Origin of the sequence: Aquimarina algiphila (assembly GCF_947494415.1) — a bacterium.
Taxonomy (GTDB): domain Bacteria; phylum Bacteroidota; class Bacteroidia; order Flavobacteriales; family Flavobacteriaceae; genus Aquimarina; species Aquimarina algiphila.
The window spans coordinates 386,432-410,559 of the sequence record NZ_CANLVC010000010.1; the positions used below are offsets into that span (position 1 = coordinate 386,432).

At 32.4% G+C, this 24,128-nt stretch carries 16 protein-coding genes; 8 read left to right on the forward strand and 8 right to left on the reverse strand.

Features of this window, described 5'->3' with window-relative positions:
- Nucleotides 1–37: 37 nt before the first annotated feature.
- The 6 genes from PQF96_RS25265 to PQF96_RS25290 form a co-directional block, all read right to left on the reverse strand.
- Nucleotides 38–1,255 carry a glycosyltransferase gene (locus PQF96_RS25265; RefSeq protein ID WP_271769524.1) on the reverse strand — a complete coding sequence of 406 codons (1,218 nt, stop codon included), beginning with the start codon at nucleotides 1,253–1,255 and terminating at the stop codon, nucleotides 38–40.
- Nucleotides 1,256–1,495: 240 nt separating this feature from the next.
- Nucleotides 1,496–1,795, reverse strand: coding sequence for an STAS domain-containing protein (locus PQF96_RS25270; protein WP_271769527.1), 300 nt, complete (start codon nucleotides 1,793–1,795; stop codon nucleotides 1,496–1,498).
- Nucleotides 1,796–1,823: 28 nt separating this feature from the next.
- Nucleotides 1,824–2,120 (reverse strand): STAS domain-containing protein, encoded by a 297-nt coding sequence (locus PQF96_RS25275; protein ID WP_271769530.1) that lies wholly within the window; start codon nucleotides 2,118–2,120, stop codon nucleotides 1,824–1,826.
- Nucleotides 2,121–2,229: 109 nt separating this feature from the next.
- The gene (locus PQF96_RS25280) at nucleotides 2,230–3,435 is read right to left on the reverse strand and encodes an oligosaccharide flippase family protein (RefSeq protein WP_271769532.1); all 1,206 of its coding nucleotides are present in this window, start codon (nucleotides 3,433–3,435) and stop codon (nucleotides 2,230–2,232) included.
- A gap of 165 nt (nucleotides 3,436–3,600) precedes the next feature.
- Entirely contained in the window at nucleotides 3,601–7,611 is a 4,011-nt protein-coding gene (locus PQF96_RS25285) for a DUF6923 family protein (RefSeq protein WP_271769535.1), read from the reverse strand.
- 108 nt (nucleotides 7,612–7,719) lie between these two features.
- Nucleotides 7,720–8,526: a glycosyltransferase gene (locus tag PQF96_RS25290; RefSeq protein ID WP_271769537.1), complete on the reverse strand. Its 807-nt coding sequence runs from the start codon at nucleotides 8,524–8,526 to the stop codon at nucleotides 7,720–7,722.
- A gap of 645 nt (nucleotides 8,527–9,171) precedes the next feature.
- Between PQF96_RS25290 and PQF96_RS25295 the strand changes: the two genes are divergently transcribed.
- On the forward strand, nucleotides 9,172–11,181 hold the full coding sequence (locus PQF96_RS25295) for a tetratricopeptide repeat protein (protein ID WP_271769540.1): 2,010 nt from the start codon (nucleotides 9,172–9,174) through the stop codon (nucleotides 11,179–11,181).
- A 450-nt stretch (nucleotides 11,182–11,631) separates the two neighbouring features.
- On the opposite strand, the gene PQF96_RS25300 is transcribed toward PQF96_RS25295, so the two are convergent.
- Nucleotides 11,632–12,117, reverse strand: a complete 486-nt coding sequence (locus PQF96_RS25300; RefSeq protein WP_143915791.1) for a hypothetical protein — start codon at nucleotides 12,115–12,117, stop codon at nucleotides 11,632–11,634.
- 764 nt (nucleotides 12,118–12,881) lie between these two features.
- On the opposite strand from PQF96_RS25300, the gene PQF96_RS25305 reads away from it, so the two are divergent.
- From PQF96_RS25305 to PQF96_RS25335, 7 genes are all read left to right on the forward strand, one after another.
- The gene (locus PQF96_RS25305) at nucleotides 12,882–14,444 is read left to right on the forward strand and encodes a T9SS type A sorting domain-containing protein (RefSeq protein WP_271769543.1); all 1,563 of its coding nucleotides are present in this window, start codon (nucleotides 12,882–12,884) and stop codon (nucleotides 14,442–14,444) included.
- A gap of 23 nt (nucleotides 14,445–14,467) precedes the next feature.
- A complete protein-coding gene (locus PQF96_RS25310) occupies nucleotides 14,468–16,864 on the forward strand; it encodes a hypothetical protein (protein ID WP_271769545.1) in 2,397 nt (798 codons plus the stop codon).
- Between the two features lie 19 nt (nucleotides 16,865–16,883).
- Nucleotides 16,884–17,399, forward strand: coding sequence for a hypothetical protein (locus tag PQF96_RS25315; protein ID WP_271769548.1), 516 nt, complete (start codon nucleotides 16,884–16,886; stop codon nucleotides 17,397–17,399).
- A 130-nt stretch (nucleotides 17,400–17,529) separates the two neighbouring features.
- Nucleotides 17,530–18,315: a hypothetical protein gene (locus PQF96_RS25320; RefSeq protein ID WP_271769551.1), complete on the forward strand. Its 786-nt coding sequence runs from the start codon at nucleotides 17,530–17,532 to the stop codon at nucleotides 18,313–18,315.
- Nucleotides 18,316–18,341: 26 nt separating this feature from the next.
- Complete coding sequence (locus PQF96_RS25325) at nucleotides 18,342–19,022, forward strand: hypothetical protein (RefSeq protein WP_143915650.1); 681 nt, start codon at nucleotides 18,342–18,344, stop codon at nucleotides 19,020–19,022.
- A gap of 127 nt (nucleotides 19,023–19,149) precedes the next feature.
- Nucleotides 19,150–19,275 carry a hypothetical protein gene (locus tag PQF96_RS25330; protein WP_271769553.1) on the forward strand — a complete coding sequence of 42 codons (126 nt, stop codon included), beginning with the start codon at nucleotides 19,150–19,152 and terminating at the stop codon, nucleotides 19,273–19,275.
- A gap of 2 nt (nucleotides 19,276–19,277) precedes the next feature.
- Nucleotides 19,278–19,796: a hypothetical protein gene (locus PQF96_RS25335; protein WP_109433963.1), complete on the forward strand. Its 519-nt coding sequence runs from the start codon at nucleotides 19,278–19,280 to the stop codon at nucleotides 19,794–19,796.
- 296 nt (nucleotides 19,797–20,092) lie between these two features.
- Here the strand turns inward: PQF96_RS25335 and PQF96_RS25340 are convergent, their stop codons facing one another.
- Entirely contained in the window at nucleotides 20,093–24,103 is a 4,011-nt protein-coding gene (locus tag PQF96_RS25340) for a DUF6923 family protein (RefSeq protein WP_271769555.1), read from the reverse strand.
- Nucleotides 24,104–24,128 lie beyond the last annotated feature (25 nt).

Genomic DNA, 24,128 nt, shown 5'->3' on the forward strand with positions numbered 1-24,128 from the left:
CTTTCCGCTTTTTGGATATTATAATTAAAGATATATTTTACAAGGATGCTTGTTCATATGTCTTTTTAACCTTAGGTTTTTTTTCTTCTTTTATAGATGTAAACTGGTCTATATACATGTTAGTAATTTTACTCATTGGATAGGCTGTTGCTGCTTTATAATTTGCTTTTTCTAATACATTCCGATATTCGGGATCTAAAACAATTTTTTCTATAGCATCAGCTAAGCTATCTACACTTTCGGCATCAAAAAACTCTCCTTGATACCCTTCATCTTTTACTAAAATACTTAGATCACCCAAATCTGGCATCACTACAGCTTTTCCATAGCTCCCCGCTTGATGTAATACTCCAGAACTACCGGTAGTAGAAGTGTAAGGGAATACAACCATAGCGCTTTCAGTAAAAATACGAGGTACATCGGCTTCATCTACATAACCAGTAAATGTGAGTTGAGGTACATGAGCGTACTTCTTTTTCATTGATTCTAAATATCCAGGAACGTTTGGGTTATCAGTTCCTGCAATTACAATCTCGAGATTAGCATCTGTTCTTGAACGGATTTTTTCGACCGCTTCGATCATAATCTCAACCTTTTTGTAGGTGCCAAATTTTCCAAAGGTCATTATTTGTAATGGTCCCTCAGGAAGAATATATTTTGGCTCTTCAGGGAGTTCAAAGGTTCCATGAGGAATTTGTACTACATTTTCAACTTTATATTTTGCTTTTAGGATATGTACATACTTATCAATGGTTACAGCAACAATATCAGCAGATAAAATAAACCGTGTAAGCATGGTTCCAATTCCATTATAAATTTTTTGCAAAACTTTGTTTTTTGTGAATCCAGAACTCTCTAAATCTACCTGTTCCATAATGTTATGCAATAGAACTATGGTAGGTATTTTCTTTAAAACACATCGTTTCGGAAGCAATAACCCAAGTGCAGCAGCTATTTTTTTATCTCCAAATTTCATGAACTGAAGGTTAAACAATACAGCATCTGGTTTTGTTTGCTTTACAGCTTTCATTACAGAGAAAATATTGCTATAGCTATTAAATTTCCAACATTGCTTAACAGTAATCTTACATCCTTTTTCTGCGAACTGCACATCAGCCTCTTTTGGAGCAATATCAGTTAATAGGATAACCTCGGTGACCTCTGTATGCTGTCTAAAATATTTTACCAGGTGATACGCATACTCATTTAAGGTTACTTTACTAGGTGGGTAGGCAGTTACAATAGCTAATTTCATCTGTAAATGTTTGTGTTATTTTCTTTGAAATAGACTGAGACGAATTAAAATCGTAAAGAAATCTTATGGGGTAGTATAGGTTTCAAGATTTTAGGACGAATGGGGTAGTACGTCTTTTTTAATTTAATTGAGATACAATTTATAATAACCTTGTTAAAAAAGCAACTGAAATCTTATAATAATAAGCATCTTCGGTGTTTTTTAGACAACTTTTGTAAAAAGTTATTATTATACTAACCATTAATAATCTTCTCTAAAAATATGACTTACTTTATTTTTTTTAAAAGCATTGGTAATTATTTTGTTTTCTTTACCTAATACAAAGAGTATTTTACTTCTTCTATTTGCTTTTGCATAAATGTCCTTTAAAACATTTATCGCCTTTTGGTCAATTTTTTTTACTTTTTTAAGAGACATGACTACTTCTTCATAATGATCCAATAAATAGTTAAATTTATCCTTTACTGTGTCTGTGTTTTCTAAGGTGAAATTTCCTATGATTTCAAATTTTCCAGATGAATTTATAATTTGTAGTTTCATAATATAGGTATTTTGGGGAGGTTATATTTTATACAAAGTCACTTCTTAAGATGTAACTTACATTGCCAAAAGCATTACTTACGTTCTTGTTTTCTTTTCCTATGATGAAAAATATTTTGTTATTTTTCATAGCATTCCTGAATAATTTTGTCAATACGGTAACACCAAAGGCATCAATTTTCTTAACTTTATCAATACATAATATTACTTTATCACAATCGAATAATAACTTCTCAAAATGATGTTGAAGGGATTGTGCGTTTTCTGCAACTATACTTCCTTTGATTTCAAAAATTTCGTGATTCTTAGTAATTTGCAAGGCCATAATATCTTGTTTTATAGGTTATTATTGTTTCAAAGATCAATTAATCTTTTCTTTTTATTGATGCAATTCTGTTGAGTTGCGGATATCTTTCGACGAATCGATTTAATCGCTAGTTGAGCTCTTTTTTAGACAATTTTTGATAGCTTATAAAAAAGAATAATTGAAATGTGAGAAGAATAGCCATGGCTATGATTTGCATGATAACAACTTCTGATAATGTGTCGTGAAAAAATATGATCAATACTACCTGAGAAATTCCAAGTAAAGCCGATAGTATTACAGGAATATATTGATCTAAGGATAAGAAGTAATATGCAAAAATATTAGAAATAGCAAAAAGAGAGGTTGCAATAGCGTATTTCCAAAGTAGTGGAGCAACACTTATATATTCTGGACCAAACATGATATTGATTACAAACTCTGGAAATAGGAAGCATCCTAGTACAATTGCTGCAGACAATAATGTGATATAAAGTACATATTTAAATAGTATCGGAGCATGAGATTCTCCATCTTTTTGTTTTTGTACGACTTTGGGCAATAACAGCATGACAAACATCCAGGCTACAAAATATACCACCCTGCCGATAAGAGCTAACGAAGCATACAATCCAGCTTCATAGGTCTCAAAATAGTGTTTAACCATCAAAATATCACTATTATTAATGATGATCTGGGTGAGTTCGTAGAATGCCGTTAAGATAAAAAATTTGGTAATGTACTTTGACTCTGCCTTTGGTAATTTATGTTTTTTGGCTACTTCTATATCTCTCGAACGAAAAGGGATCAAACCAAATAAAAAGGAAATGGCGATACCTGAAGCTACTAAAACAGAAGATTGAAAAGTAGTAATCGTATAAATTAAAATAAGAGTAATAGTAAGCCTGCTTATCATCTCTCCCTGATAAGTAATGGCAAGGCTGTCAAATTTTTTACTTCCCTGAAAAACTCCTCTATTTACACTCATGATAAAATAAATAGGAACACCAATTCCAAAGAGGATAAACATGGTCGAAGATTGTGTATTAAAAATTGCCTGAAGTTGTTTGGAAAAAACAATCATGAGAACTCCAAAAATAATCCCGGTAATACTCGAATATTTATAAGTGATATTAATAAAACTCTTGAATATTTCTTTTTCAAAAATCACAGAAAATTTTGCAGTTGATAATTGAAATGTCATCGCTACAAATGATAATACTAGAAGGAAGGTAATTAATAATGCAGCATCAGCAAACTCCTCAGGCCCTAAGATTCTACCTAAAAGCAGATTGTATAGATAGTTCCCTCCATTAACGATAATAACACTGATCATAAATTTTTGCTCAGCGCTTAGTTTTTTTAGAAGAGAGCTATTAATTACCATTGATTAGGTTCAATTTTTATTCTTTGGGGATGTATAGATGTTCTTAAAGATACTTCCTTTTTTTATAAAATTACTATGCCTTATGTTTTTATAAAGCATAGTAATTTTTGATTGTTATTTTATTAGGAAACTTCCTTCGTACCTCTTTTTGAAGTTATCTCCTCTTATGATATATTTATATACTCCTTGTCTTAAATTTTTTGCTGTAAAAATAAAATTCTTTGATGGGGTTCCTATACTTCCTAATTCCTCCTCTTGCACAATTCTACCTAACATATCAATTACAGAAATTGTTATTTTTTGATTTTCTTTAGGCATCTTTATTGTCGTTTGTGTACTAAATGGATTTGGAGAGTTGATTATGGAAGTTTCACTATCATCTATTATAATGTTTTCAATGTCATTATTATTATTGATTGTAACAGGATCGGTAACCTCTTCGAGTTCTTTTTCATCAGTAGTAAACTTAAGTTTAGCAACTTCTAGATCAAAAGAAGTGAAACTTGCATAATCTCCCTGAATAGAGAATACAACACTTCTTAAATCTTCAATTGCAACAGTCTGTTTTGCTTTACTATAAAAGTCTGAAAAAGGAATAGTGTATTTTTGTTTTGTATCATTAGCCTTTATAGTATATCTAAGCCTTTCATTCCAATCAGTAAGGTCTTTGGTAACTAATATAACTTCTACATCCTGATCAGAGAACAATTCGAATTGTACAGCTTCATACTCAGAAACATTTAATGTAAGATCACCACCAAGGATGTTTCTAAACAAATTCATAGTTTCCTTAAGGTTACCGCTTACCTTAACATCTCGTTCTACGGTATACTCGTTCTCTTTATTTTGAGTTTTGGTATTTTTACCAATATCAAAATTGGTTATGGTTGCTCCTTGTTCTAAGAAGTCGATTCCCCATGGGCCATCAGCTAAGTATAATACATCTGCCTTATTGGGGTCGTCACCAGTAATAGCAAAACCAATATCAAATAAGTACCCAGTTTCTATAGTGGTCGTTTCTTTGTATTTACCAGATAATGCTACAGTTTTTATAATTAACTCTTCATTTGATAATTCTGTAGCTCTTTTATTCCCTCTAAAGTTAAATTGACTTACCTGAGATTTATTTACAATGTCCAGAACAAGCTTTCCATCTTTATAAAATCCCTTTTGTACAAATACTGATGGGATATTAATAGGAATAAATGTTTTGCCTAATGACTTTTGATCGATTAATTTGTCGATGATGCTATTTGCAATAGTAGCTACTTGTGGTATAGATCCACCCCAAATCTGGAAGTTGAGATAATCACCCTCAGGATATTGATCGATATTCCATAAACTATAGAGTTCATTTTGAAATTCATCTATTCTCACTGAGAAATGTAAAGCTTGTTCAATTTCTCCGGTAACTCTTCTGATTTTGGTGTTTACCAAGGTATGATTTCTCACTTTTAAAGTCCTGATATCTTCTAAAACAGAACCATTAAGTCGATCACATATCGTTTTTGAGTGATCATAAACTGATCCATTGGTAGCCATCGCTAAGGCTGCACCAACTCTTTGATCTTGATTGTAATAATCAATTGAAAAAACAGAGGTTGCATTGGTTATACCAATTAAATCATCTGGACTAGATACAAAAGAAGTTTCGGTTCCTGAAGCGCCAGTTTTTGGGAAATAGATACTCAAGTCCTTGCTACCGGATTTATATGATTTTGCACCTGGAGCAAAGCGTTGTTGTAATTTCTTTTGATTATATACTGTATTCGTTTTTGATCTTAAAAAATTTCTCTTAGCAATCAAGTTGGCAAGATCACCATTACTTTCTAGCCCACCATCATTACCTGATGTTACTACACCTTCTTCGGTTAGTTCGGGGATGTTTGTAGTTTTTAGGGACGAGTATTGATCAGCGCTTACATGAAACAATACATCATTAAAGTCATGGTCAGCAGCAGGATAGTCCCTTCTTGTATCTTCAAAACCAAGAACAATAGTTTCATTAGCAGTATCTGCCAATAAGATATTGTGCGGTCGTAATGTCTCGTCACATTCTGGGTTATAATCTGGATTAGAGTAAATTTGCCATAATCCGGTATCTATAGCTGTGCCATTCCACCCATCTGCGAGTAATACCCAGGCGATACCAGTATCAGTTGGGAAACTACCCAAATTCACAGTGTTACCGATATTTAAACCACCATCGCTTCCTACTTCAGAAGTGTTTGGAAAAACAATGGTTATGTCTTCGGGGTTAGGTGCGGTAGTAGAAGGATTATTAATGTCGTAAGTGTAAAATCCAAGTGTATTCTTATAAGTTGTGTTTTCACCGATAAAAGTAACTGAAATATTTGTTGTATTTTCTATGATGATATTAGTATCATATCCAGAATAAATGTAGTTAGGATTGAGATTAGGGACAGAATTTCCTTCTGGTAATGCGTCATTGATTCGCGTTAAGTAATCTGTAGATAATATTTCATTTGTTCCTAAATAATTAGGAGTTCCATTACCATCATATGTCCCTGGATATTGGTATCGTTCTCCAATACTCAATACAGGAAAACTACTCGGAGTTTGATTACCATTATCAGAATCGAATACAGTTTCTTTTAGATCAAAATTATCATCTAAACCATCCTGATCAAAATCATTTCCTATGGCAACTGTATCGGCTGTGCCATCACTATTGGTGTCATATCCATCTACGATATCTAATGTGCCATCATTGTTAGAATCGGTATCTAAAAAATCTGGTTTATCTGTGCCATCTGTATTTATATATCCTTGCGGAGTACCTCCTTGATCAGGATCAAAAGCATCATCCATACCATCCCTGTCTGTATCTAAACCAGAAAGAGTGATAAAATTAAGGCTATTTTGTCCTTCGATAAGATCAATAATACCGTCTTGATCTGAATCAATATCATAGGGATCATAAATTAAATCACCATCTGTATCAGCGGGATAGAAGGCAACCCCAGTTTGATCAATATCTACAATATCAGCTATTCCGTCGAGATCAGAGTCTACAAAATTAGCATCTTGAGCATTAAAGTAACCGTCTCCATTAGTATCATAACTACCCAAACCGGCTTCGACAATGTCAAATATCCCATCATTATCACTATCAAGATCTAATACATTTGGGACACCATCCCGATCGGTATCAAAAGCAAGAGAAACTCCACTATTACAAGTATTCCCAAAATCAGGATCCAGGTAATTAAAAATCCCATCAGTATCATCATCTCCATATGGATCAACACCACCACCTTCTACGATATCAGGAATTCCATCACCATCAGTATCCTTATCATAAGGATCCAGAACTTCATCTTGATCAGCATCAATAGGGGATACACCACTAGCACATTTAAATCCATCATTAGAATTAGTAACCTCGGTATTATTTAATAATGTGGCATAAGGAGTAACAGTTTCATAGTCATTTACCAGATGTAATCCTCCATTATTGCTGGATACGTATAACCTGTTACTGGTATCAGTATAGCATGCACCAAACGTATGATTTGGTAAATCAGTTACAGTTTTACTACTAAAAGTCGGGGTATTCGAGGAAAGATCCCATTTGAATACTTTTCCTTTGGCACCACCATATAGATTGCCATCAATAAATACAATATCGGCACAAGGCGTTGGCGATGGTTGATCAGAAACTACAATCTCAAATACAGGAGAGGATGAACCATCATAACTCTGTAGATTAATAATCTTATGAAAAGATTGTTTATCCAATGAATTTTGAAAGACCCATAAATTTCCTTCACTATCAACATCGGCAGCATAACCGCCTCCAAAATTGATACCTCCATTAGGCGCTACTGCTCCCAGATCTACTATAAGATCAGTTCCAATACGTAATAAATGCTTGTCACTATTTCTTATCGCATATAAAAAGTTATCTATAGGGTTATATCCTCCTGCATTGTACGCAGAATGTGTATGGAGTGGGTCAGAATACGTACCCGTTATAGGGTCATACGATCTCAATGCTCCAGAGATTACTTGATAAAACTTCCCTTCATTACAATCAAAAGGTTGTTGAGCATAAGTAATGTTTGCTATAAGAATTACCAAAAGGATGATGGTCTTTTTCATAGTATATATTGATGTTTGTCTTTTTTGTAATTGTTAGATTACTAACTAAAGACAGTTTTTTATGATTTAGAATTTTGGTTGAATCGGTTTTTAAAAAGAAGAAAGTAGTTATTTTACCATATTGTATTCTGCTTTAAGATTAAAGATAGTTGAAGCACTTTTGATACGAGTTCTGATTTTTAAGTAACTAAACCAGATTACTAATAAATTGATAGGAATCAAGAAAGAGTCTTTTAAAGTGATTTTAGAACCTTCTACTTCGATCCAACTATCCAGTGGTTCTTCACTAATAGTATTTAAAAGATCTTTTAATCCAATGTGTTTTTTTAACCTTAAGAAAATCTCAATATCAAATAACCATCTGCTTATGAATTTTTGGCTATACACATTCTCGATAATACTTTTTCTAAATACTTTGGCTCCGCATTGCGTATCCTTTATAGGAAGCTGAAGAATAAACCGAATGAAGAATCCAACAAAATTAGATAAGAATTTTCTAATGATATTTCGATCGATGTTAGCTGACTCATCTGCTTTTCTAGATCCAAAGACCATGGTTAATTGTGGATTACTATTTAGTTTTTGTACCAAATTATCCATTTCTTCTAATGATGTAGAAAGATCAGCATCAAGAAAAGCAATGTTTTCTACAAAATCAAGATCTGCAAGATAATTAGCTCCAGTTTGAACTGCAGTAGCTTTACCTTGATTAACCTCTAGGTTGAGTACAGTTATTTTTTGAGGGTTGAATTGTCTAAGTTCATTTAACATCTCCAAAGTATTATCAGAGCTGCCGTCGTTTACAAAACATAAATGGTAAGAAGGGTTATTAGTTAAGAAGTTACAAAATTTTTCCTTTGGTAGTCTGTTATATTCATTATAACAAGGAACAATGATTCCGGTAATTTTCGTCATATCAATTTTAAATTTAGGGCTACTTCTTGGGGTAGTAGAAGTATTAAATTTTTAAAAGTGACCTTTTCTTTTTATTAGGTCCCTGATCTTTTAAATTATGTTAAACATTCTTCTGGGGATTTTTGAAGACTATTTTACATTTTGACGAATTTACTTTTGAACTTGAATTGATCATAAATAGTTAGTGATCAATACGGTGTAAAAGTAATACCAGTTTTTGAAAGTTAAATACGGTAAAACCACAAAATGTTTATGTGAAGTCCAAAAACAGTGTATTTTGTCGATATTCGTGTGGTTTTCACTGAAACTTTAACATTTGTTTATTGTTTTTAAGAAAGTAAAATCTTACAAATGTTAATAAAATGAAAGATTAATAACGGGTTTTTGTGTTAAATTAAGGGGGTTTTTCCCCTGATTTTTTACATAATTACTTAAAATTGTGTTAATACAAAGACCTGTTTTCTTAAGAAAGGAGTTGAGTAGAATATAAAGTTTATAAAACTTATTGAGTTTTTACCCGCTATTTTTTTAGTTATTCTTACTTTAACGATAATTAATCAACTTGTACACAAAATAATGCACTTAAAACCATTTTTTTATAGCTTCCTTTTTTTGGTATCATTTTCATCTTTGTTTGCTCAAAATATGCAAGAAGGTTTTAAGTATCTCGAAACAGGTAAATATGCTAACGCAAAAACATTTTTTGAAGACATTCTAAAACAATATCCTCAAAACAAAACCGCCCGTTTATGTTATGGGAGAGCAGTAGGACTTTTGGGAGAGTCTAAGCAAGCAGTATCTATTTTTACAACATTATTACAAGAATATTCAGATGATTTTGAGATTAAATTAAATTATGCAGAATCGCTACTTTGGGATCGTCAATTTACCAAAGCAGAGAGCTTCTATGAAAAATTAACTCAAGAGGATGATACAAGTTTCCCGGCAGTATTGGGATATGCTAATACACTTTCTAATCTCAAGAAATATGAGAAAGCATTAATATTAGTGAATAAAGCATTACAATTACAGAAAAGAAATGCAAATGCGTTGTTATCCAGAAAGTATGTTCGTTTGGGGTATGCTAATGCAATAGCTCAGGACAAAAAATATGATGAGGCACTACAACTATTGGATCAAAACCTGATTGATTTTCCTAATGATAAAGATACACAGTTAAATAAAGCAAATATTTACCTTATTACCAATAATCTCGAAAATGCTGAGGATACATATAAAGCTTTAGCTGTTAGCCCTAAGGATAGTATCCTATCTTTAAATGGCCTTGCTTTGGTAGCCCATAAGAATAATAAAGAGAAAAAGGCATTATTCATTGCAGGTCAAGCAAAAAATAAAGCAGAACATTTTAAAGATGATGATAAAACACTTTATCTGTCTACCGCAGAACGATATATACAAGCCCTATTATGGAATAAAAAATTTAAGGATGCTAAAGAAAGTATAGATCAATTACAACTATTGTATCCTGATCATTCGAGAGTACTGGCATTATACGCAACTCACGGGATGTATACTAGTCGTTTTAAAACCAGTCTTCAAAATTATAACACGATTTTAGAAAAAGAAGCGGGTTCTTTTGATGGTAATTTAGGTATTGCAAACGCATATAGAGCTGTTGGAGATGATATCAAATCCTATACCTATGCTTTTAAAACCCTGGAGTATTATCCTAAACAACCAGATACCGAAAAACTAATCAAAACATTAAAAAAATCCCATACTCCTTTTATAGAGGAGAAAACGGCATATACTTTTGATAATGGAGACAATGAAGCGGTAAACATTACTTTAAAAGTAGAAGTTCCCTTATCCACTAGATTTAAAACAGAAGCCCAATATGATTATAGAACAACAAAAAATACAGTCACTAGAAATGAAGCAACTTCGAATGACTTTTGGTTAGGAACTCTTTATAAATTCAACGGTAATATTTCTTTGCAATCTAAGGTAGGATTGACAAATGCAGATGGATTTACAGCAGATTATACAGAGTTGGTCGCCGAGGTAGTATTAAAAACAAAACCTTTTAGATTACAAAACCTAGATATAGGGTACAAGAGAGAATTGCAAAATTTTAATGCAGATTTATTAAACAGAGAAATTGTAATGAACAATTATAGCCTAAATTATAATTTAGGGACTAATTTTAATTTAGGCTGGTATACACAATATATTTACACTTCGCAGACAGATGAGAATACAAGGAATCTATTATTTACATCTTTATATTACTCTATTTTACAAAAACCAGTGCTAAAGGCAGGGCTCAATTATCAATATATCACTTTTAAAAATCAGGTACCTACCATTTATTTTAGTCCTGATCAATTTAATCTAGGCGAAGTATTCCTAGAAGTTGTTAGTGATCCACAAAAGAATTGGTATTATAGTGCAAGTGCAGCATTTGGTCAACAATTTGTAGAGGATGATCCGGCATCTTCTACTTTTAGGGCAGAAGGAAAATTTGGTCATCAATTTTCTCAGCGGTTTAATGCCAATATCTATGGTAAATATAGTAACATTGCTTCTGCCACTGCTGCTGGTTTTGAATTCGTAGAACTTGGGTTTAGATTAAAATGGTATTTTATGAAAAATCCTATTTTTAATAAAAAGATAATGGGATTAGAACCGTAGTGACATTGAGACTATATTTTGGGAGACGGTATTAGATCAGTATTATATATTAGTGCTTTGTTATAAGAGATAGAAATGCAATAAGTTGGTATAATGTATAAATGATAGTACCCCTTCTCGACAAGGGGGTAAGCTATCTCATAAGAGACTCCAATCCAACAAAAGGTAATTAGCACCGATCATGTGCCGCTTCGATTGGATAATGTCAGGCTTCGAAGCGATATGCTCAAACTTCTTTTTGATACTTTATGGGATAAAAGGGATAGGTTTACGGTTTTTTGCGATAGATTGAGGAGTGTCAATCCAAAAAAAGGTGGTTCGAATTACCTAAGGATCGCTTCGCAATACCTTTTTGATCATTCGAACCACTTGGGTAGGTGTTTCAAAGGAGTATGATACGCCTTCTAATTACCTTTGTAAAGCTTCATATTATCTTGGCTATCTATAACATCATGTATTAGAGCCTTCATCGTTATTAGTACTACTGCTACGTTTAAATAATAGTTTCATATCCTCATATACAGGTTTGGCTCCAGGCTCGTTTTCGCCAGCCAAAAAACGCATCATACGGTAAAAACTTAATGCATTGGTATAGTTATCATGATCTAGCAGGGTTTTGGTATCGAGTAATTGTTGCGATAAATTCTGTAACTGCTGTACATGAGTTTCTACTTGTTTACGAGTAGTATAATCGCGATCAAACTCTTCTTTATCCAAAAATCGAGGAATCCAATCAGGATGTTGCTCCATGTAATTCTTAGCTTTATCTACAATCAATTTGTTTTGATTAGCAATACGTCCATACTGTCCTCGTTGTTCTGGAGTAAGATTGACTGTTTTATTCGATAAAACCTCTTTTACAATCTGTAATCCTTTAGTGAGTTTGTTTAATTCGTCTTCTGTAAACGTAACACTAATTAGATTTTCTAATGCCATACTTTTATGGTTTTAAGTGATTAATACTTATTTTATGATACAAGGATACATAGTACCAGTTTCATTTTTTGAAACTGGCTAATTTTTTATTAAGTTTTTTTGGTATCAGGAAATCTAGATATATCTCGAATGCACAAAAGATTGAAGAAAACCAGATCAACCACATTTTCTAAAATGGCATGTTTTACTATTACAATGAACAAGGAAATTTCTGGGGTTACTATCAAATAATTAAAAAAAACGTGTAATAACACGTAACAAATCTAACATTTAAGACATAGACGTATATATCAATTTCTCAAAACCTAATCCTATGATGAAAAGTGTTCTTCAGTGATGTTTGACTTTAACGATTAATTAACAATGTCATTTTACAGAATCCCGAAAAATGAAACTGGCGTATCTTAATATTGCAATGAATAACAACACAAAATAATAACAAATAAAAATCCAACTTATGAAAACGATACCATATTACACTCACTAGAAGAATCACATAATAAATCATAACATAGAAAAAAACAATAAGAGTATAGCGCTGTATTCAAGTTATTGATCACAAAGGAGTTTCTCCTTTAACAGACCTTATTGTGACTTTAGGTCTGATTTTACCCCAATATGAACATAACGCAAGTTCGATATAAGGTATTTATAAAATCAAGGCTCAATGTTTGGTTTGAATACTTTATGTCACACTGAGCCCTTCGACAAGCTCAGGACAGGCATTGTCGAAGTGTAATTAATAACCATTTAAATTATTACAAATGAACAAATCCATTATATGGGGCTTGTTATGCCTTGCCCTAACTTTTACGCAACCTACGTTTGCGCAACTCACAAAAACCGAATGTGATCAAAAAGCAGAAACCGTATTAGAGCTAAAAAATAGTTTTAAAGATTACCCTGCTCCGTTTATTGACGAGCTTATTAGTTTTATTACTCCATGTGCAGAGAGTGGCTACGGAAGGCTTAGTCCCGCATCTGGTTATGCTAAAGGGTTACTTCATCTTAAAAAAGGAGATCACGCTATAGTTTTTGGTAGTATCCGTGAACTATCTTTTTTGCACCTTTCTAGGGCATCATATAACCAATACCCTCCGGCAGTACTTACCCATAGTATTAATTTATTAACTAGAAAGTACATAGGAGGACACGATGTAAACACAGTAAGTATAGCTAACAATCTTGAGCCTTTGTTAGCTCAAGATTATAAAAAAGACATAGTACATTATATTTTAGGGTATTTAAGCCTTAAAAACTTAACTTCATACGAGGATTTTACAAACGTCAGCCAAATAAATAAAGCTAAAGCCCACTTTGAAGCGAGTAATCATCCAATGGCAAAACACTGGTTAGCTATCATGCATCATTTTGGTTATGGTACTCCAGAGGACAAAACAAAAGCTTTACAAATCTTAACGGATAATGATATTCTTAACAGCACGACATTAGCTCAAACGTTGCAAAGTCAAAACAATGAATGGATTCCGATTTCAGCAGAGGAACGTTTAGCCTCTTTAGAAAATTACAACTCAAACAACAATGACATTACGGTTATTAACGATGGAAACACTATTTTTAATGGTCATCTTATAATTTATGACTGGACGGCATCTGGTGTAAAACAATATGTCCCTGTCAAAGCATCTATAACAACAAAAGAAGATTATGGCACACATAAGGACATTACTCTTTCGCTAGATATAGAAGATCAAAGAAAAGTTGTAAATGCAACCCTTCGAAAAAGCACTAATCACGGAAGTGAGCTTGTAATGAATATAGGAGGTGGTAAATTTTTGATAGTACCGCCATTAAAAAACCTATTACAAGACCATCCAGACAAAAACACACTTACCTATAAAACTAATAGTTTGCTTTTTAAACAAGAAACAATTAACCAAAAAGAAGCACTAATCGTTAAAATGACTACATCTAGTGAAATTGTAGAGTTTAAAGAAAGAATACATACTCCTATTAGGTTTGTTTTATACCCGCAAGAAACACCTATTACCCCAATAGCTGCTATTGCAGAAACAGACATAAAAACATCAACACCTTTAGAACTGGATAAAAACTTTGCTACTATAGCACCTAACCCTATTGGGAATCAATTTAACATTACCTATTCTTTAGATAAAGAAGCAGAAGTGCAGATTTCTATTTATGATTTATTTGGACAACAACGTCTAAGCTTACCAAGTCAAAATAATTCAGATACTAGCTTACAATTTGTAACTATAGATAGTAGTACTCTACCTAGTGGTACATACATTGTACAAATGAGGATAAACGGGCAGTATTTTACTAAAACTGTAATTAAAGAATAAGCTAACCATACAAGATAATAATTATGAAATTTATATATAAAATATTAGTATTAGGTATGGTCTGCCTAATATCAAACGCTACATATGCACAAATAGAACAATATTCTAATGACGGTACAGACAGCTGTATTGATTGTGAATCAAAAAACAGTGAAACTAGTGGCTGCCTTTGTACTCAATTATTTCATTTTAATGCCTTTAATCTTGCCATACCCATAAATAACACAAAAGAAGAATGGTTGCGTGGTCAGGAAGGCTTGTTAAAAACAGCTATGAGTGGCTTACCCACTGAAAGTTTTACAGATGTTCAAAGGAACTATTTTAAACGTGTTGAAACCAATCAACTTGCCTTAAATTATGTCTCTAGATTATCAGCGAGTATAGCTTCAATAGAAAACTATAATGAGGCGACATTACAAACTTCTACTGCTGCTGTAAGTATATTAGATATCAGAAAAAGAAATGGTAATTATGGAGACTTAAAATTTCGCAACAGATATCTTAAAGACATAACAGACAATGAAGTGAATTCTTTGTATAGCGAGCAGTTAGGGGTTAGAAATAGTCAACGCGAGGCAGCGAATAGATTTGGTGTTCGTAATAGTCGTTTATTGCGTATGCAATCTGACGGATACATATCTAACTTTTTGGCAGGTAGTCTTGTTGTACATTATAATCATTTAGATTATGAACCTGCTATTCGTTTTATGACTACCTATATGATTCGTAATGCAACAGGGGTTGATGATGCACCAAAAAATTTAACAGATTTTGAAGGGAATCCACTTGTTTTTTTTAATGAAGCTGACGATTATAGTTTAACGGCAGAAGGCACTGAATCACAAAACTTACAGACACTTTTTGCAAGAACAGGCGCAAGCGCACAACCAACACAAGTAGGCTATTCTCCTCCTGTCTTTGGAAACACACCTTCGGACGATGAAGTATTGTTTAATTATGCAATAAATGGTTTTGACAACAATAACTTGCTTAATTTTTTTAACAGTCAACCTGATATAAGAAAAAGAGTTAAAGATTATTTAGGATATCAAGGTTATAAAGAAAACTCTTTAAATTTGTCAGAGAGCTTATTAAATGCGGTTAATGCGGACACTCCTTTTCCTCATGCTAATTATACATATAATTCTGTAACACCTGTTAATTTTCAAACAGCATCAAACCAAGACCTCGCTTTTAATATCAAAAGAAGCTTAACATCCAATAGAGAATATTATGGTTTAGCTAAAATGCTTGAGGTTCTTGACAGGACAAATGTAAAACCTAATCTAGTAGGTCAATTTATACAAGAAATAGCGTCTGATAATGGTATCAATATGCAAGGCATACTTAGTTATGAAGACACCGCTTTATTATTTGATTTTCTCATAGAAGAACAATATTTCACATTAAGAGAAGCTACATATTGGGTAAACTTTAAAGATAATGTTGGAAGTGTTTTATGGGCAAATGGTTTAAGTTTCCCCTCAATGTTACAAATTCCTTATGCGGTTGAAGGAGCCTTAGCAACAGCCAGAGGTGAAACTTTTGACTTTGCTTTTAGAAAGAAAGTGTATGATATTTCTCAAGCCCTTAATTTAAATCCTGCGCAACAAAACGAGTTGATTAATATGCCAACGGAAACTGGCTTAATTTTTGATTATTTAACCGCAAATAATTCTTCAGCAAATAGTATAGCTTTTGCAAACGAGGCAAGAATCGCATATTTGGCAGGGGAATTTGTAGATTTAGACTTGCAAATAGTGAGTGATGGATTAACAGGTAAAGCAAAATGCTTACATGAATTTCTTGCAGAAAAAGGAAGTAATTTTATTAAAGATATTATGGCTAATTTTGAAGGGAATAGCGAGTTTGGTATCAAAATTGTTTCAAAACAAAAAGTGTTTGGAAGCGACGGGAAAGAAGTAAGTGGAAAAACTCATCCTCCAGAAGATGGAATAATTGTAATTGAAATAAGTATAGACAAAGCAATATCTCGTTCTGCATTAAGTGTTGCAAGAACAATAATACATGAATATATTCATGCCGATATGTTTAGAAAAACGAATGCAGCCGATCAACAAGCACAAGAAGTACTTGATTTTAGACTTACATTTGACCAGTTTGAAAGGACTAATTTTGAACCCAAGCCACAACATAGTACAATGGCACTATTATATGTTAATCAAATAGCAAACACCCTAAAAGAATTTCATAAAAACGTATTAGTTGGCGATTATAATTATCTAACCAATAACGGAACAATTTCTTTAGATGATTTTTATCAAGGTTTAGCATGGAGCGGTTTAAGAAATCAAGGTGTAAAAGCTTGGACAGATTTAGGAGATGAAGAACAACAGAGATTAATAGACGCTACGCAAGAATATTTTCATGCAACAACCAAAACTTGTCCTACAAATTAGTAACTTAAAACCTATAGATATGAAGTTAATTAGTTTTATACCATTTTATGTGATAATTGGACTAAACATAGTTTATGCTCAAGTGCCCTCTAATAGCCTTTTTCTAATTGCAAATAAAGAAAGTGATTCAATTAAAATTTCAAATAGACCTGAAAACACTAAAATTGATTTAAGAGTAACTGGAGGTGGTGAAAAGGGAGAATGGAAAATAAATATGAATCACTATAATATTGAAAATGGTCATCGTAATTTGTTTAGATATTTATTACCTAAAGAAATGGTGCAAAATTTTATAAGAAAAAGAAATGCTATTCCGTTAAAGAAGTTTATACAACAAATTCACCCTTTAGATATAACAAGTATACATAAACAGATACGTCTACGATCTTATTATTATGAATATTTAGATGGAAATGTATATAAAACTGATTTAAGACAAAACATTTTTTTAATTTTTGAGTCTGACTTAAATAATAAATTTGTTGAGTGCTATGAGTTAGATGTACTTTCTTATTCTAATGAACCTATAGATTAAGTTAATGTTTACAAAGATTAGAACAAAAAACAAACTAAGCCCTGAAATTAGGGCTTAGTTAATACTTTACATCTATGAAATTAACAACCAAAACTTGTCCTGCAAACTAAGTAACTTAAAACCTATAGATATGAAACAAATTCAGATAGTAACGGTAATCACATTTTTATTTTTTTCAAATTTTTTGTTCCCTTGTGATTGTGATTCAACACCACTTATTGATCAATTCATTTTTAGTGATTTTATAGCTAGTGCGAAAATTTTGAAGGTGACAAAAGACAATAAATCAAATGATTATCATAACATTGAAGTTGAAATACTTGACTTGTATAAGGGAAAAAATACCACTTCTTTAAGAATATTTAGTGTATTAAATTCTTCTTGTTCTTTTTTAACTCCGGAAAATTCTACATGGTTAATTTTTGCAGATTACAATAAAAAAGGACAGCTTGTTTTTAATTATTGTTCTGGAGCGCAACAAATTGATCAAAGATTTAATAAAGAGATGTTCCCAAATGCACATGAAAATCATAAACGCTCTATAGAGTTACAAACACAAGTTTTACATTATCTCAAAAATCAAAAGCTCAATCTCAAGAATGAATATAATTTAAAAGTAGGCGTTAGTTCTGAATGTTTAAAACAATTTAGAGGCGTACAAATTAAAAATGATAGATTTGCTCTTTACGAAGTAACAATTAACAAAGACTTGTCTATAGAAAAAGTCCATTCAATAAAGAATTTTGATAATTTAGAAATTCAAGAACAATTAATGAAATGTCTGGAGGATAATGTAAAAGTATATAATTATAGGTCGATATTGAAAATTCCAAAAAAGACAAAAATAATACTGCCGCTTTATTTTTATCCACCAGAAAAAAGCCATCCCGGTTTTATATCCAATTTTGACTTGTAGTTTTAAAAGCAGGAAAATAATAAAAAATGAAAGACTCGCAAAATCAGCTGCAAGAGGGGAAAAATGCCCTTAAATGTTTAGTGTTTTTAACTTTGTTGTCGTTTACATCGTTTTCTCAAAATTTAAAGGGAACGTATTGCATGAATTTTAAAGGACAAAAAGTTGATAATTGTATTACTTTTTTAGAAAATAATAAATTCATATACAAAGGGCATTGTCGATTTGGCGATGTTGGCTCTGATTATGGAGTTGGTCATTATGAAATCAATAAAAACTCATTACGATTACACTTTGATTTAACAAAAGAAAGTTACGGAAATTATCACAATATAGAACGAAAAAAAAACACTTCTGACTCTATATATGTTAGTATTAAGGTAGTTAATAAGGAGAATGAAGTAATTCCTAGTACGAATATTGACTTAGGTAGTGGAGTTGTTAAAACAGTAGGAGTTGATGGTGTCGTTAATTTTAAAGTTAAAAAGTCTCTTGTGCCAAAAAAATGCAATGTGTATGTTATTGGATATGAACAGTATGATTTTTATCTTAACTATAACGCTGATTATAATATTGTTGTAAACTTAAACACATCTCATGGATGCAATATCATTGATGAATTGTGGAGTTATAAGATTATAGAAAAAGATGATAAAATTATTCTTAAAAGAAACAATAAAGAATTTAGACCAACAATCAGGTCTAAATAATAGAATAAATCATAAACTAAGCCTTGATTTCAGGGCTTAGTTTTAACACTTTACATCTATGAAATTAACAACCAAGACTTGCCTCTAGCTCCGCAAAGTCTCCCGACTTCGCGGAGTTTTATTGTTGATGTATGCTACAAAGTCAGGAGACTTCGTAGAACTGGCTGGCATCCTTTTTGAAGAAACTGTATTTGGTGAAACGGTTTGGAGAAGTAATGTTGGAATAATATTTAGAAATATTGGGAACTGGTAATTATGAAAAAAACAATTTTATTTTTAGCGACATTAGTTTTTAGTATAAGTCTAACTAAAGCACAAGACGAGTTAAAACCTTGTTACGAGAATCTTTACAAATTCGCTTTTGAGGATTCAAAGCTATTCAAGAATAAAGCGGCAGAAATTGATATTGGTTACAAACCAAGTGAGTTTGTTGTAAATTCTATTATAGAAATGAAACTTTTTAGTAAAGATGAAATAGAACGGTTTACAAAATCAATAGATAATGAAGATTATAAACCTTGTGCTAAACTAAAAAAACAAGTAGAAGTGTTATTAAGTGATGATAGAATTAGAGAAAACGGAAATTATATGGTATACTTTTTCTCTAAAATTATATCTCTATCAAACTCTAAAAAAGTTGTATTATCGTCTACTTCTATAAGAAGTAAGAAACATGAAGGAGGTAAAGCTATAGGTGACGAAAGGATTTATATCTTCAATAAGGAGAAGGATAAATGGGCTTTAGAAGACAAAAAAATCATCGCAACGTATTAGAATTCCAAATCATAAAACCGTCACGTATATGTGGCGGTTTTTTTAATAATGAACGTTATCAAAAACAGGTGCTAAAGATTAAAAATGCACCAGCTCCGCAAAACCTCCCGGCTTCGCGGAGTTTTATTGTTGATGTATGCTACAAAGTGAGGAGACTTCGTAGAACTTGGTTTTAGGCTAAAATGGTATTTTATGAAAAATCCTATTTTTAATAAAAAGATAATGGGATTAAAAAAATAACGAGAATAATCATAAGACTATTCTCGCTATTACCCAAATCTGAAACCAACCTGATATTAGTATCGTATTAAAAAATTACCTTTATATCTTTCTTTATTATTACCTCTTATAGTATAATAGTATACTCCGGGAATAAGATCTCTGGTCTCAAAAGTTATTGTGTTTTGATTAGGAACTATACGTTCTTGTCTAACGGTTCTTCCTATAATATCAATAACTGTCATTTCTAATTCATTATGTACACCTGGTACTGTGATCGTAGTTTGATTATTAAATGGGTTAGGATAATTCATTAATCTGATGGTCTCAGGTTGTTCATCCATTACTTGTGCCACTTCATCATTTTCATCATCTCCAGCATCTGGAGTTTCTGGATCAATTTCTGGATTTATAATTACAGTACTTGTAAAGGCTAAATCAGAAACTTCTACATGAAATGGTGCAAAGTTTTGATAATCTCCCTGTATAGAGAATACTACACTTCTTACTTTTTGAAAAGTTTCATTTGCTTTACTACCATTGGTAAAGTCAGAGAACGAGATTGTATGTGTCTTTTTTTCTGAAGCTGCATAAATTTTGTATCTAAGTCTATTATTCCAGTTGGTAAGACCTTCTGTTACCAATATCACTTCGACATCTTTATCATTAAACATTTCGAATTGCAGCGCGTCATAATCAGATATATCTAATGTAAGTTCCCCAGCTAAAATATTTCTGAATAGGTTTAATGTTTCTTTTACATTACCCTTTACAATACTATTACGCTCTACGATATATGTATTCTCTTTGGTTTCTTTATCATGTTCTATTACTTCAAAAGTATCAATAGTAACCCCTTGTTGTAAGTAGTCGATACCCCATGGTCCATCGGCCAAATACAATGCATCTAATTGTGGAGAGTTTTCTCCTGTAATCGAGAATCCTATATCAAACAAATATCCTGTATCTATAGTTACCTGCTCGTGATACGCTCCGGATAATGTGATTGTTTTTGTAATGTTTTCTTCTGGGGATTGTTCTGTTTTTCTTACGTTTCCATTAAAGTTGATATGGTTTGAACCATGTTTGTTAATAATATTTAACGTCAATTTACCATTAGTGTAAGATCCTTTTTCTACAAATACGGTTGGTACTCGATGACTCACTTTATGACTTCTTAATGGTTTGTCTGTTGTAAACGAATTTAAGATATGATTGGCTATATTAGCTACCTGTGATACTGATCCTCCCCATACCTGGAAGTTCGTATAATCGCCTTCAGGATAGTTTCCGATGTTCCATAAGCTATAGATTTCATTTTCAGAATCACCTTTCTTGATAGAGAACGTCAAGGCATATTCAATTTCTCCAGTAGCTCTTTCAATTCTAGTACTTACTATGGTATGATTTTTTATTTTTACCGTTCGTACATCTAATAATTTAGAACCATTTAATCGATCACATATCGTTTTTGAATGATCATAAATAGAACCCTTTGTTGAGGTAGCTAATGCTGCTGCTACTCTTTTACTTCCTTTGTAATAATCTACAGAGAAAATTGCATTTGCGTTGGTGATAGAAATTAGATCTTCTGGGCTAGATACATACGTAGTTTCTGTGCCAAATATTCCTGTTTTTGGGAAATATATACTTAAATCATCCTTGTTACCAGATGTATATGATTTTTTTCCTGGTTGAAATCTTTTTTGTGATTTTTTAGTATTAAAAATTGAATTTGTCTTTGTTCTTGTAAAGTTACGTTTTGCAATTAGGTTTGCTAAATCTCCGTTACTTTCTAACCCACCATCATTAGCAGAAGTTACATCAGTAGCAGTATCAATATCAACATAATTATCGGTAACTATGGCAGTGTATGGACTAGCTGTGATATAGAATAATGCATCATTAAAATCCTGATCGCAAGAAGCATAATCTCTTCTGATATCTTCAAAACCTAATATGATTCTTTCATTTTCTGGATCAGATAATAATACATTGTGATATCTTAATTCTGGATCGGTTTCTGGATTATAATCAGGATTAGAATGTAATTGCCAGTTTCCTGTTCCTACACAACCATCAGACCAAGCATTGGCTAGTAATACCCACCCTATTCCTGTGTTAGGAGGAAAGCTTCCAATATTTACTTTATCACCAACTTCTAATCCGCCTCCACTTCCAACAGCAGATACATTAGGGAAAATAATAGTAATATCTTCTGGGACAGGCATAGATGGTGATGGATTATTAATGTCATAGGTATAGAAACCTAAAGTATTTTTATATCCTGCTCCTTCTCCTACAAAAGTTACCCAAACATCAGCTTGTTCTTGAACAACAACATCGGTATCATAGCCTGAAGAAATATAATGTGGATTAAAATCTGGTACAGGGTATCCTTCTGGTAAAGCATCATTAATCATATCTATAGTTTCCTGACTCACTACGTCTTTTTCGTCAAAGTATAATGGGGTACCATCAGAAGAAAAATCTCCTAAGTAATTGTATCGGTCACAAATTTCAGGAATTGGGAAACTGTCTGGGCTTTGTCCTCCATTTTCAGGAGCAAAACTACTTTTTCTTAAGTCAAAACTATCATCTAACCCATCATTATCGTTATCTATTCCAGAAGCGGTTGTTTCTGCCACTCCATCACCATCACTATCATAAGCTTCTGTGCTGTCTAAAATACCGTTATTATCAGAATCAGTATCCAAATGATCATACCCATCTGTACCATCTGTATTTACCGTTCCGTTTGTTGTTCCTCCAAAATCAGTATCAAAAGCATCATCTAACCCATCTTTATCCTCATCAATATTAGAAAGACCAATGTATGCATTACTTTCTTGTCCTTCTATAATATCTACAATTCCATCATTATCAGAATCAATATCATAACAATCATAGATGTTGTCGTTATCTGTATCTAAAGGAATAAAAGTAGTACCTGTTTGATCAGGATCAAAAGAATTAGCTATACCGTCATTATCTGTATCCTGAAAATTAGTGTCAGATCCATTATAAATTCCGTCGTTATTAGTGTCTTTATCTCCTTGACCAGCTTCTACAATATCATAGATCCCATCATTATCTGAATCAATATCTAAGAAATCTGGATTGCCATCACCATCTCTATCAAAGGCGTCTTGTACCACATTGTCTCCATTACCACTTATATCGTTATCCAAATAGTTATACATATCATCACCGTCATCATCTCCATAAGGATCTAGTCCGTTGCATTCTATGGTGTTAGCTATACCGTCGCCATCACAATCTGCATCCATAGAATCCAAAATGCCATCTTGATCTTTGTCTAAAGGAGAGATGCCACTAGCACATTTAAATCCGTCATTAGAATTTGTAGTTTCTGTAAGGTTAAGTAACGTAGCTGTTGGGGTGTTACCCTCATAATCATTTATTAAGTATAACCCGCCATTATTATCAGATAAGTATAATCTGTTGTTAGCATCTGCATAGGCAGCACCAAAAGTACCTCTTGGAAGATTACTAACAGTCTTACTAGAAAATACAGGTGTACCAGATGAAAGATCCCATTTGTATAGCTTTCCTCTACTACCTCCATAAATGTTTCCGTTGATAAATGCAATATCCGCACATGTACTGGGAGAGGCTACATCAGCCTCGATCACCTCAAATACCGGAGATGAAGAACCATTATAATCTTTTAGGTTTGTTATTTTATGAAATGATTTTTTATTATTGTTCTGAAAAACCCAAAGATTACCATCTGTATCTACATCTGCTGCATATCCTCCTCCAAAAGCTGTAGTTCCTGACGGTGTTACTGCACCCAAGTCGATAACCATATCTTTGGCGATTCTTAAAAGGTGTTTATCACTATTTTTAATAGCATATAAATAATTATCTACTACATTATATCCTCCTGCATTATAGGAGGAATAGGTATGTAAAGCATCAGAATATGAACCTGTGATAGGATCATAAGCTTTCATTACACCAGAAATAACCTGATAGAAATTACCTTCGTTACAATCAAAAGGCTGTTGAGCAAAGCCCAATGCTCCAAAACATAAAATCAAAAGAGTAATAATTTTTTTCATAGCGGTATAGTTTAAGTTTTCAGAT